Origin of the sequence: Roseovarius roseus, assembly GCF_043355935.2 — a bacterium.
GTDB lineage: Bacteria > Pseudomonadota > Alphaproteobacteria > Rhodobacterales > Rhodobacteraceae > Roseovarius > Roseovarius roseus.
The window spans coordinates 206,403-218,881 of the sequence record NZ_JBHFPE020000005.1; the positions used below are offsets into that span (position 1 = coordinate 206,403).

Consider the following 12,479-nt stretch of genomic DNA (forward strand, 5'->3'; position numbering starts at 1 on the left):
GGCCTACTCCGTCACCGACATCGCGCCGGTCTGGGTATTGGCGCGGTATTCGGCACGATACATATCCTCGACCGTGGCGGCAGGGTGATGGTAGTCGCCCGGCGTCACCGCGCGCACGATATAGGCGAGGCGGAAGGGCCGATCCTCGCGCCAGTCGACGGCGGCGATGAAGCGGTCGCTTCGAAACTCGGTATGCTGGGCATAGGCCGTCTGCAGCCAGCCCAGCGCGCCGATATCGCCGGATGTGACGAGGTTTGGATTGTCGATCTCAAGCCCCGCCGGCAGCGCATCGTCGATGATCAGCCGCGCCTCGCTGGCCTCGAAGGGCGTTACCGTCAGAACCGCGACGAGGCGCGTGCCTGAGGGAACGCCGTCCAGGTTGCGCGCGTCGCCGTCCATGTCAAAGTATTCACGCTCGATCCGGTAGCCATAGCCATCCGCAGGGCCGGGCACTTGAGGCACGCCGAAGGTGGTCAGCGTGATGTCGGTATCGGTTTGAGCCGTGTTGCGGATCGCTTGCGGGGCGCCGACCCCTGCCTCCAGCTTGCGGATGAAGGGGCCGTTGACCGGATCACCGTTGAGGGTGAGGCCCGCCGCCCCCGTCTCGTCGATCAGGGCGTGCGCGGCCAGAAGGCTCCACGCCTCTTCCTGGGTCGAGAGGTGCGGGCCGTCGGTATCGAGGCTGCGCGCGAGGTCCATGGCATCACCCGCCGTGCTGCCCGCCTCGACCATCAGCGCCAGAACGCCCGCGCGGTCGCGCATCGCCGTGCCGTAATCCGAGCGCCAGACCTGCGCGGTGCTGCTGTCGGTCCTGCTGCTGGCCAGTGCGGCTCGGAACATCGCATCCGCGCGGCTGGGGTCGCCGTAGGAGGCCAGCGCCGCGCCCAGTTGCGCCTGCGCCAGCGGCGTCGCGAAGTCACCCACCTTGACGTCGGCATAGTAGCGCAGATCGCCCATCGCCGCCGCGCCCTCGCGCGCCAGCACCATGAGCGCATAGGCGATATCCTCGCCCCCATTGTCGAAATCCGGGGCGTAATTCACGCGGTTGCGCAGGTTGTCCATCGCCATGGCGAAGGCTTGGTCCGGCACGTCATACCCCTCGGCGCGGGCGCGCGACAGGAAATCGGCGACATAGGCATCCAGCCAGAAATCACCCGATTGCGCCTGCCAGAGGCCGAAGGCGCCGCTGGCCGTCTGGCGTGTCAGAACCCGCGCGACCGCCTGATCTATTCGCGCCTTGATGCCCGCATCATTGCCCATGCCCAGCGCGCTGGCGACCTGGTTGAAGTATAGCAGCGGCAGCGCGCGGGAGGTCACCTGCTCGGTGCAGCCGTAAGGATAGCGGTCCAGCGATTGCAGCAGCCCGGCCACGTTCAGCCGCGCGATGGCCCCCGCCGAGACGACAGCCTCGCCCGTGCCCTCGCGATAGTCCGCAAAGACGTCATCGGTGAGCGTGAAGGTGTCGCCTGCTGCCAGCTGGAACTGGCGCGTTTGTGACACGGGCGGATCATTGGCGCGCACGGGCAGGGTCAGCGATTTGGTCAGTTGCTTTCCGTCCGGCGTGGTCAGCGCGATGCGGATGGGATGGTCGCCCACCTCGCCCGCGGTAATCGGCAGGCGGAAGCTCTGCTTCTGCCCCTCGGCCAGATCGAAGCCCGAGGGGATATCGCCGTTCAGCGCAATGCCCTCGGCCGTGACGTCCAGACCCACGCGGCCTGTGGGGCCGGTGGCGTGGACCACTTCGAGCAGGAGCGAACTGGTATCGCCCGGCGCGAGGAAGCGAGGCAGGGAGGCGGTCAGCACCACCGGATCGCGCACGATCACCTCGCGCGCGGCTTGCCCCACGCCCCCGGCGCTCCACGCGATGGCCATCAGGCGCACGGTGCCGTTGAAATCTGGCAGATTGAAACTGGCCGTGGCGGTGCCATCCGGCCCCACGGTCAGCGGTCCGGTGAAATAGGCCACCAGCTCTTCGGTTGGGGGCGGCGATTGGCGCTGCATGCTGGTCCCGGCATCCCCGCCCGAGCGCACGGCGCCCTCGGCCCCGTTCATGCCGTCGATGAGACGGCCATAGATGTCGCGGATCTCGACGCCAAGGCGGCGCTGGCCGAAGTAGTGACCCGAGGGATCGGGGCTGTCGAACCCGGTGAGGTTGAGGATGCCCACATCCACGGCGGCGAGTGTGACGTAGCCCGTCTCGCCCGCCAGCCCGTCCACGGTGACACTGGTGGCAAGCGGCCCGCGCGGCTCTGCCGTCTCGGGCGCGTCGATGCTGACCCTCAGCTGCTTGGCGCCGGGGTCGATGCTGGCATAGGCAAGGCCAAGGCTGCGCGCCGGGTTCTGCCCGGCGGCCACGTCCATCGGGCGGATCAGCTGTGCAGTCACATAGGCGCCGGGGCCCCAGTCTTCTGTCACCTCGACCGGGATCACGGTCTCGCCCTCACTGACCTCGACAGACTGTCGCGAGATGACGCGGTTCGACATGACATTGATCAGTGCGGTGCCGGCATGGCGCGCGTCGATGCGCAGGCGCGCTGTGTCGCCGGGCGCATAGCTCTCTGCATCCAAGGAAACCTGTAGCGTATCGGGTGTCTGGCTGCCTTCTGCGGGCGCGTACCAGCCAGCGTAAAACTGGACCGAGGAGGCGGTGTAGGCACCATCCGTCCGCTCGACCAACAGCTCGTATTCGCCCCATTCGACGGGGGCGCTGACCGTCAGCGGGGCCTCGCCCAGGGTGCCTGTGCCGGTAGCAACGCGGGTGCGGGTCGTGATCGGCTCCCAATTCCAGTCGCCATATTGGCGATACCATTGATAGCGGGTGTTCACGCGGTTCAGCGTCCATTCCACCTGCATGTCGGTGCGGCTGAGGTCGGGGGCGACGCCGATGATCTCGAATGTCGCATTGGACCCTTCGGGTACCACGTCCTCACCGGCGGGCTTGATCCCGATGATCGGCGCGGCGGGGGCGACGCTGCGGGTGATCTGCCGCTCGACCGGGCGGCCGGAGGCCTCTCGCAGGCGCAGGTTTGCAGTGGCGGTATAGGGGCGGGCGGCGTCCAGATCTTCGGGCAGGCGCAAGGGTAGGGTCAGCGTGCCATCCTCGGCAGTCTCAGCCCCGTCCAGCACCTCGACGCGCGGGCCGGTGGCGGCGTCATGGCGGCCAAAGACATAATCGGGATATGGCTCAAGCGCGCGCGCCGGGCGCAGGACCAGCGTGCCTTCAGATTTGAGCCCCGCACCGGGCGCGCCAAAGAGGTATTTCGCCGCGACTTCAAGGGGCGGGAGGGTGCCCGCGCTCAGCGTTCCTGCGGGCAGCGAGAGATCAAAGTCGATCCGCTCGGGCAGGAAATCCTCGACCAGAACCTGCGTGCTGGCCAGCGCCGGCGCGCCAAGGTCGGCCTTGATGTCCAGCGTCCATGTCCCGCGCGGGGCCGTCTCGCCCACGGGCAGATCAAAGACATGGCCGCCTGCGACACCATCCGGGGAAAACGCGCGGGTGTACTCGACGCCATCGGGCCGCGTCAGGATCGCGGTCAGGGGCAGGCCGGTGATCGCCTCGGCGGTATCGCCGCGCGCCAGAGCGGTGGCGCGGATCACCTCGCCCGCGCGGTAGGCGCCGCGATCGGTGGCAAGGAACACATCGACAGGCGGCGCAGGCGCGCGGCCCTCGACACCGCGGTCCGAAAGATCGAAGGCGGGATCGGTCAGGGACAGGAACGCCGCGTCTTCCTCGCCCCGTTCGGCCAGGATCAGCGCGGGTGCCGCGCCATCCGCGCCGCGCGCAAGGCCGGGATCGAAGAGGGCATGGCCCTCGGCATCGGTCGTGGCGGTGGCCAGCACAGCGTTGGCGCGCGAGACCAGCGTCACCGCGATCCCCTCCAGCGCCTCGGCGCTGGCAAGGCTGCGGGCAAAGACATGCAGCCCGTCATTGCCCGAGAGGGTCGTCAGCCCCAGATCGGTCAGCACGAACCATTGAGTCGCGCCCGCGTCGTTATGACGATCCACACCCTCGATACTTGCGGTCAGTGTGTAGATGCCCGGCGGCTGCTCGGCCAGGACATCGCCCAGTGGCAGGCGCGTCGTCATGGTGCGGTTGAGCTGGTTCTGCACCTCCCCGGTACCGCTCCAGACATCCTGCGCGATATCCTGCGTGAAGGCATCCAGCGCATAGGCGTCCAGCGGGCGGCCAAAATACCCATCCTGCATGGTGCGCAGAAGGTTGCGGTCACTGACGCGGCGCAGGGACAGCTGCACCTCATCGAGGTTCACCGTCTCGATCGGCAGCGCGGCATCGGCGGCGCGGGGCAGGACGTAGGCGCGGCCCGGAAAGGTGATTTGCGGCGCGCGGTCGCGCACATAGGCGGTGATGTCGACATCCTTGGTCAGGGTCTGGCCATCGGCGGCGGGCAGGCCCTGCCGGAAGGTGATCGTGTAGCGTTCGCCGAACTGGACGCCGTCGATGCAGATCTGGCGCTGATCCGGCTGCACCACAAGGCCCGCCTCTGGCAGACGGACGAAGGGCGCATAATCGGTGCCGGCCTCGATCAGATCTTCCGAGAATTCGGCGCAGATGCGCAGGGAGGCCGTGCTTGTCTCGACCGAATTGTCCACGATGCGAAAGCCGTATTTGGCCACCGCCGCGTTCAGCGCCGCCGTGACATCCGCGCGGGGCTGGATCCGCTCGGCCAGTCGCAAGGCCTGCACCATGTCGCGGCCCTGGCCCGCCCGCTCCAGCGCTTCGGCCATGATCAGCAGCGCGTTGACGCGCGCGCCGTCCGGCAGGGCGCGCAAATAGGCATTGGCACTGGCCGAGATCGCGCGGGCGGTATGCTGTGACTGATCGCCGTCAATGCGCAGCGACAGGCGCGCGTAATCGGTCCAATGCTCGCTGAGATCGGTGGTGGCGGTCGCCGCGCCCATCCAGCGCATCGCGTTCAGCATGTCGCCGCCGGCCTCACGCTCCTGCGCGGCGGTGATCATCGCATCGGCGGTCCAGTTACCACCGGAATGCAGCCGCCCGATGTTCTCCGCCTGCTGCCGCGCCTCGTCTATGGCGCCGCCGCCCAGAAACGCCAGATCGTCCGCGCGCGATGCGGCCTCTGCCAGCACCGCCGGGTCGGTCGCCACGACGCGGCCCGAAATCGCACCGTCAAAGGGCTCTTCGTCGCTGATCGCGCTTTTGGGAAAGCAGGCTTTCGACTTGCTGTTATAGGTGAACGCGCGGCAGTCCGGCGTGCCAAGGCAGGCATTCTGGCAGGCCTCATAGGTCGTGTCGAAAATAGCCGTCAGGTCCGCGCCGTAGAAATCGACGTTCTGCGTGATGATCGCGCGCCTGTCGGGGACTGCGGACTGCGCGGCCGCCCCCGAAGCGATGCCGATGAAAAGCAGGGCGAATAGGGCAGGGCGCAGCATGGCAATCTCCGAGGCTGGAATGCAGCCACGGTGCCACGTGCGCCTGCTTCGGGCAATGGCCCTGGTGATCGCCATTAAGGGGATGTTCACCTTGGTGCCGCAGATTTACCCGCATTCGAGGGACAGGGCATGGCAGGGAATCGGCATGGATCTTGCGGGCAAGCTGGCACAGGAGAGGCGCGCGCGCCTCGCCGCCGAGCGCTTGCTGGAGCAAAAGCAGGCTGAACTGCACGCCGCCAACCGCAAGCTGGGCAAGCACGCGCGCGCCCTCTCGGACGAGATCGTCGTCACCCGCGCCAAGGTGCAGACGGCGCTGGATGAAAACCAGCGCGTCAAATCCGACCTGCATGTTGCCAATGAAAAGGTCCAGGTGGCCGAACGGCGGCTCTGGCATTCCATCGAGACGATCCAGGACGGCTTTGCCTTTTTCGACGACAGCGGCCGGATGATTGCGGCAAACCCGGCCTATTGCTCGGTCTTCGACGGGCTCAGCGCGATCGAGCCGGGCATCAGCTATGTCGAGATCCTGCAACTGGCCACCGAGGAAGGCATCGTCAATATCGGGGACGACGACCCCGCCGCATGGCGCGAGACGATGCTGGACCGCTGGCAAACCACCGATCCCGAACCGACCGTCATTCGCCTCTGGAGCGGCGAGTATATCAAGCTGATCGACCAGCGCGGTCATGGCGGTGACGTGGTCAGCCTGGCGCTGAACATCACCGCAACGATCCGCTACGAGGAGCGTCTGAAGGAAGCGCGCGCCCGCGCCGAGGCGGCAAGCCGGGCGAAATCGTCGTTCCTCGCCAATATGAGCCACGAGATCCGCACGCCCATGAACGGGGTGGTAGGCATGGCCGATCTTCTCAAGGAAACCGAGCTGACGGACGAGCAGCGCCTATACGCCGACACGATCAAGAATTCGGGCGAGGCGCTGTTGGTCATCATCAATGACGTGCTGGATTACTCCAAGATCGAGGCCGAAAAGCTGGTGCTCAAGCCCGAGCCATTCGACCTCGAGCGCTGCATTCACGAGCTGATCATGCTGATGCAGCCCAAGGCGCGCGATCAGGGGCTCGACATCCTGCTGGATTATGACCTCTTCCTGCCGACGCAATTCATCGGCGATCCCGGCCGGCTGCGGCAGGTGCTGACCAACCTCATGGGCAACGCCGTCAAGTTCACCGAGAAGGGCCACGTCCTGATCCGCGTGACCGGCCTCGTGGGCGAGGATGGCAAGGCGCAGGTTCATATCACGGTCGAGGATACCGGGATCGGCATTCCGGCGGACAAGGTGGATCACGTCTTTGGCGAGTTCAATCAGGTGGATGACGAACATAACCGGCGTTTCGAGGGCACAGGGCTGGGCCTTGCCATCTCGCAACAACTGGTGCGGATGATGGGCGGGCGTATCTGGGTCGAAAGCGAGTTGGGCGCCGGGTCGACCTTCGGCTTTCAAATCACGATGCCGATGGTGGGCGGGGCCGAGCCGCCTTGCCCGGTTGAGATAGCTAACCTGCAAACGGTAATGATTGTCGACGGCAATGATGCGAACCGGCAGATCCTCGAAAAACGGATCAGCTTGCTGGGGGCTGGCACGCTATGTTGCGCGGATGCTGCCGAGGCGTTGGCGCGCATGGGGCCGGAGGTGGATCTGGTGCTGACGGATCATCACCTGGCCGCAATGGACGGGCTGGAACTGGCCGAGGCGTTGCGCGCGGCCGGGCATGACGTGCCGGTCATCCTTCTGAGCGACAGCACGGGCTATGCGGCGCAGGATCCGGCGCGCGCCCTGCTGCACGCGGTGCTTCAAAAGCCCGTGTCACGCCAAGACCTCTGCGCCGCGATAGGATCCATTTCCGCGCCCGCGCCTCCCATGCCCGAGCAGCCCACCCCCGGCGCGCCGCCGCGCGCCCTGCGCGTGTTGGCCGCCGAGGATAACAAGACGAACCGGCTGGTCTTTTCCAAGATGGTCGGCACGCTGGATATCGAACTGACCTTTGCCGAAAACGGCGTCGAGGCGGTCGAGAAATATCAAACCCTGCGGCCCGATATCGTCTTCATGGACATCTCGATGCCGCTGATGGACGGCAAGGAGGCGACTGGCCGTATTCGCGCGATCGAGGCGACGACCGGCGCGCATGCGCCGATCGTGGCAATGACGGCCCATGCGATGGAGGGCGATGATGCGGGCATCCTGGCTGCGGGCCTCGATCACTACCTTACCAAGCCGCTGCGCAAGGCCGCGATCCACGAGCGTATCATGGAGGCATGCCCGCCCGATGTGCGCCCGCCCCGTCCGCCGGTCGATGATGTGGGATGACGCCTAGTCCGCGGCGCGCAGGAAGGCGGGTTTGCTTTCTTCCGACAGGTCCGGGCTGTAGGCGTAACCGCCCGTGTCGAACTCCGTCAATGCCTCGGGATCGGTCAGTCGGTTCTGGATGATGAACCGCGCCATCGCGCCGCGCGCCTTCTTGGCGTAAAAGCTGACGATCTTGGGCTGCCCGCCCTTGTTCTCCAGAAAGACCGGCGTGATGACCCGCAGGTTCAGCGCCTCAAGGTCGACCGCGCCGAAGTATTCCTGGCTTGCGCAGTTGACCAGAATGTCCGTCTGCACGTCCTTCGCGTGGCGGTTCAGTGCCTCGGCCAGGCGCGTGCCCCAATACTCGTAGAGTGATTTACCCCGCTCGGTCTTCAGCTTGCTGCCCATCTCCAGCCGGTACGGCTGGATCGCGTCAAGTGGGCGCAAGACGCCGTAGAGACCCGACAGGATGCGCAGGTGGTCTTGCGCCCAGGTTATTTCATCGTCGTCCAGGCTTTTCGCTTCAAGCCCCTGATAGGTGTCACCGGCAAAGGCCAGCGCGGCGGGCTTGCTCTCCATCTCGCCGAAATTGGCGAAGCGCTCGGCGTTCAGCTTGGCAAGATCGGCGCTGATATGCATCAGCTTGCGCAGCTCCTCCTGGCTTAGACCTTGCGCGACCTCGGCCAGCGCCTTGGCATCTTTGGCAAAGCCGGGGACGGTGGCATGGCGATCCGTGGGCGACATGTCCAGTTTCTTGGCGGGCGAGATGGCGACGAGCATGGCAAATCCTTTCAGCTTGCGCCTGACTTAGTCCGCCTCTTGCAGAACGTCCAGAAAGGCGGGGCCGAAGCGTTCGGCCCGCTTGTCACCGAGGATACGCGCCATTTGCACCGCGTCGCGGGGGCGTTGCTCGGCCACGCGGGTGATCAGGCTGGATGCGCAACTGAGCGGTTTGTCCGTGCCTCCCTCGCCGCGGGCCAATTCACGCTGCACCTCGTTCAGCCGATCATAGATACTGCCCGCCGCGCGCCCGGCCAGCTTGCGCCGCGAGGGATGCACCTGCGCCGCCTCGCCATTGATCACCTCCAGAAAGGCATCGCCATATTGCTCCAGCTTTTTTGCACCGACGCCGCCGATACGTGCCATGTCGTCGAGGCTGGCGGGCCGAACCTCGGCCATCTCGATCAGGGTGCGGTCGTTGAAGACGATGTAGGCGGGCACGCCCTGCGCCTCGGCAAAGGCCCGGCGCTTGGCCTTGAGCGCCGAGAGGAGCGGAGCGTCCTCGTCCGAAACAAGCGCCTTGGCCGCCGGGCGGCGGTCGCCCGATTGCACCATGTCCTTGCGCAACGTAATCCCGGCCTCGCCCTTGAGGATGGGCACGGCGGGATCGGTCATGCGCAGCGCGCCATGCCGCTCGGGGTCGGGGCGCACCAGATCGTGCCCCATCATCTGGCGGAAGATGGCCTGCCAGTTGCCCTTGGACAGATCCTTGCCCACGCTGAAAGTGGGCAGATCGTCATGCCCGCGCTGGCGCACCTTCTCTGTGGGCTTGCCCATGAGGATATCGATCAGATGCCCTGCGCCGAAATATTCGCCCGTGCGCAGGATGGCCGACAGCGCCTTGCGCACCGCCTCCGTCCCGTCGAAGGTGGCGGGGGGCGTGTCGCAGAGGTCGCAATTCTTGCACGGCTCTGCTTCCTCGCCGAAGTACCCCAGCAGTTTGACGCGCCGGCATTCCAGCGCCTCGGCGAGGCCCAGAAGCGCGTTGAGCCGGGCATGATCGGCCATGCGCCGTTCGGGCGGGGCCAGCCCCTCGTCGATCTGGGAGCGGCGCAGGCGGATGTCGTCGGGACCGTAGAGCGTCAGCGTCTCGGCAGGGGCGCCATCGCGGCCCGCGCGGCCGATTTCCTGATAGTAGCTTTCGATGGATTTGGGCAGGTCGGCATGCGCGACCCAGCGAATGTCGGGCTTGTCCACGCCCATTCCGAAGGCCACCGTTGCCACCACGATCAACCCGTCCTCGGCGTTGAACCGCGCCTCGACCTCGCGGCGGGTGCCCGCCTCCATCCCGCCATTGTAGGCGACTGCGTTATGCCCCGCCTCGCGCAGCGCCTGCGCCAGCGTTTCGGTGCGCGCGCGGGTGCCGCAATAGACGATGCCGGACTGTCCCTTGCGGGACTTGGCGAAGTCCATGATCTGGCGGCGGGGGCTGTCCTTGGCGGCAAAGGCAAGGTGGATGTTCGGCCGGTCGAAGCCGTGCAGGAAGCGTTCGGGCGCGGCGCCGTCGAACAGCTTCTCGATGATCTCGTCTTGGGTTTCCGCATCTGCAGTCGCTGTGAAGGCGGCCAGCGGCACATTCAGCGCGCTGCGCAATTCGCCAATGCGCAGGTAATCGGGGCGGAAATCATGGCCCCACTGGCTGACGCAATGCGCCTCGTCCACCGCAATCAGGCTGACATTGATCCGCCGTAGCATGCCCATGGCCGAACCGGCCGCCAGCCGCTCGGGCGCGATGTAGAGCAGCTTCAGCCGCCCGGCCTCGAGCGCCTCCCAGACTGCGGCGGTCTCTTCCTCGGTATTGCCGGAGGTCAGCGCCCCCGCCTCGACGCCGGCGGCCTTCAGGGCGCGGACCTGATCACGCATGAGCGCGATCAGCGGCGAGATGACCACTGTCACCCCCTCGCGCATCAGCGCGGGCAACTGGAAACAAAGCGATTTGCCGCCGCCCGTGGGCATGATGGCCAACACGTTCTGCCCGGAAGCCACGGCGCTGACGATATCCTCCTGCCCCGGACGGAAGGCATCGAATCCGAAGATATCCCTCAGAAGGGTGGCGGCGGAGGGCATGCGGGGTATCCTGTAGGTGGCGTTCGCTCTTACAGAAGTATTTTCACACTAAGATTCGGTGAACAAGTCCCGAGGCGCGTCAGGCGAAGCCGAAAATCACCGGCAGCACGTAGGCGCGCAGCGAAATCACGATGATCAGCGCGACAAGCGGCGCCAGATCCAGAGGCCGCGTATCGGGCAGGATGCTGCGGATCGGCTGGTAAATTGGCTCGAGCAGGCGGTTCAGCCCTTCCCAGATCTGGGCGACCAGCGGCTGGCGCAGGTTCAGCACCTGGAAATTGATCAGCCAGCTCATGATGATGTGAATGATCATCACGAAATAGACGATGCTGAGGATCAGTTGCAAAGGTCCGTAGATTGCCAGCATGTCATGCCATCCCTTGTATCAAGCTAGCCCCGAGTTAGGCCGCAGCGGCGCAAAGCGCAAGAGTGCAGGCAGGAATGGCTTGCCGCGCGGGCGCGGGCGCTGTCATACCGGGGCGGCGATTAGCGCAAGGTGCGGGGACGAGCATGGCAGCCATCAGCAAGAGACGCCGCATCTGGGGCTGGTTCTTTTTCGACTGGGCCAGTCAGCCCTATAACACCCTTCTGATCACCTTCATCTTTGCGCCTTACATGAACGAGCTGATCGGCGATGGCGCGCGGGCGCAGACGGTTTGGGCCTTCGGTATCGCGGCGGGCGGCGTCATCATCGCACTGGGCGCGCCGGTGCTGGGAGCGATGGCGGATCATTCGGGCGCGCGGCTGCGCTGGATCTGGGGGTTCTCGGTCATGTATGTCCTTGGTGCCTTCGGCATCTGGTGGGCCGCGCCGGGGGATCCGAACCTGCTCGTGATCCTTGGCTTTTTCGTGCTGGGCATGATCGGAATGGAGTTCGCCACGATCTTTACCAACTCGATGCTGCCCGACCTGGGTAGCGCGGAAGAGATCGGGCGGATTTCCGGAAGTGGCTGGGCGTTCGGGTATCTGGGCGGACTGGTGGCACTGCTGATCATGCTGCTTTTCTTCGCCGAAGGGGCGGGCACGGGCCGCACGCTGATCGGCCTTGCGCCGGCCTTTGGCCTCGATCCGGAGGCGCGCGAGGGCACGCGCTTTGTCGGGCCGCTGACAGGGATGTGGTATATCGTCTTCATGATCCCGTTCTTCTTGTGGGTGCGCGACCCGAGGCCGGTGCGCGTGGGCGCGGGCGCCGTGCGCCGCGCATTGGCCGAGGTGATCGGGACCATTCGCGCGCTGCCGCAGACGCCCTCGATGTTCTCCTACCTTGGCGCGTCGATGTTCTACCGCGATGCGCTGAACGGCATGTATTTCTTTGGCGGCATCTATGCCTCGGGCGTTCTGGGGTGGAGCGTGGTCGATGTGGGTGTCTTTGGCATCCTTGCGCTGATCTCGGGCGCCGTCTTTGCGGCGCTGGGCGGGCATGCGGATGACCGCTTTGGCCCCAAGGCGGTGATCGTGAGCGCCATACTGGTGCTGCTCTTTGTCGCCATCTCGATCGCGACCATATCGCGCGGATCGGTCTACGGCATTGCCGTGTCGCCGGGATCGGCCCTGCCGGATATCCTCTTCTACGGCTGCGGCATCCTGATCGGGGCGGCGGGCGGGGTTTTGCAATCTGCCAGCCGGTCGATGATGGTGCGGCAGGCGCGGACCGGGCAGATGGCGCAGTCTTTTGGGCTATACGGTCTGGCGGGCAAGGCGACGGCCTTTATCGCGCCGTCGCTGATCGGGATGGCCACGGCGGCCTCGGGCAGTCAGCAAATTGGCGTCAGTCCGCTGATCGGGCTTTTCGCATTGGGCCTGGTGCTGCTAGTCTGGGTGAAACCCCAAGGAGACCCATCCGAATGATGATCTATCTCAGGACCGTCGCCGTCATCCTCGGCCTTGCGGCACTGCCTGCCTTTGCCCAGGGCGTGCC

Annotated in this window: 6 protein-coding genes; 2 read left to right on the plus strand and 4 right to left on the minus strand. The window is 65.9% G+C overall.

Annotated elements, in window-relative coordinates:
• Nucleotides 1-3 precede the first annotated feature (3 nt).
• On the minus strand, nucleotides 4-5,412 hold the full coding sequence (locus tag ACEWPL_RS10980) for an alpha-2-macroglobulin family protein (RefSeq protein WP_393934258.1): 5,409 nt from the start codon (nucleotides 5,410-5,412) through the stop codon (nucleotides 4-6).
• Nucleotides 5,413-5,557: 145 nt separating this feature from the next.
• Here ACEWPL_RS10980 and ACEWPL_RS10985 point away from each other — a divergent pair, with 145 nt between their 5' ends.
• A complete protein-coding gene (locus ACEWPL_RS10985; protein WP_393934257.1) occupies nucleotides 5,558-7,735 on the plus strand; it encodes a response regulator in 2,178 nt (725 codons plus the stop codon).
• Nucleotides 7,736-7,738: 3 nt separating this feature from the next.
• On the opposite strand, the gene yaaA is transcribed toward ACEWPL_RS10985, so the two are convergent.
• The 3 genes from yaaA to ACEWPL_RS11000 all read right to left on the minus strand — a co-directional run bounded on the left by yaaA (nucleotide 7,739) and on the right by ACEWPL_RS11000 (nucleotide 10,928).
• Nucleotides 7,739-8,494: a peroxide stress protein YaaA gene (gene yaaA, locus ACEWPL_RS10990; RefSeq protein WP_393934256.1), complete on the minus strand. Its 756-nt coding sequence runs from the start codon at nucleotides 8,492-8,494 to the stop codon at nucleotides 7,739-7,741.
• 27 nt (nucleotides 8,495-8,521) lie between these two features.
• A complete protein-coding gene (recQ, locus tag ACEWPL_RS10995; protein ID WP_393934255.1) occupies nucleotides 8,522-10,561 on the minus strand; it encodes a DNA helicase RecQ in 2,040 nt (679 codons plus the stop codon).
• 79 nt (nucleotides 10,562-10,640) lie between these two features.
• On the minus strand, nucleotides 10,641-10,928 hold the full coding sequence (locus ACEWPL_RS11000) for a YggT family protein (RefSeq protein ID WP_393934254.1): 288 nt from the start codon (nucleotides 10,926-10,928) through the stop codon (nucleotides 10,641-10,643).
• 143 nt (nucleotides 10,929-11,071) lie between these two features.
• On the opposite strand from ACEWPL_RS11000, the gene ACEWPL_RS11005 reads away from it, so the two are divergent.
• On the plus strand, nucleotides 11,072-12,409 hold the full coding sequence (locus ACEWPL_RS11005) for an MFS transporter (protein WP_393934253.1): 1,338 nt from the start codon (nucleotides 11,072-11,074) through the stop codon (nucleotides 12,407-12,409).
• Nucleotides 12,410-12,479 lie beyond the last annotated feature (70 nt).

Coding starts and splice junctions, on each gene's coding strand:
- ACEWPL_RS10980 (WP_393934258.1), bottom strand. CDS start 5,412: ATGCTGCGCCCTGCCCTATTCGCCCTGCTTTTCATCGGCATCGCTTCG.
- ACEWPL_RS10985 (WP_393934257.1), top strand. CDS start 5,558: ATGGATCTTGCGGGCAAGCTGGCACAGGAGAGGCGCGCGCGCCTCGCC.
- yaaA (WP_393934256.1), bottom strand. CDS start 8,494: ATGCTCGTCGCCATCTCGCCCGCCAAGAAACTGGACATGTCGCCCACG.
- recQ (WP_393934255.1), bottom strand. CDS start 10,561: ATGCCCTCCGCCGCCACCCTTCTGAGGGATATCTTCGGATTCGATGCC.
- ACEWPL_RS11000 (WP_393934254.1), bottom strand. CDS start 10,928: ATGCTGGCAATCTACGGACCTTTGCAACTGATCCTCAGCATCGTCTAT.
- ACEWPL_RS11005 (WP_393934253.1), top strand. CDS start 11,072: ATGGCAGCCATCAGCAAGAGACGCCGCATCTGGGGCTGGTTCTTTTTC.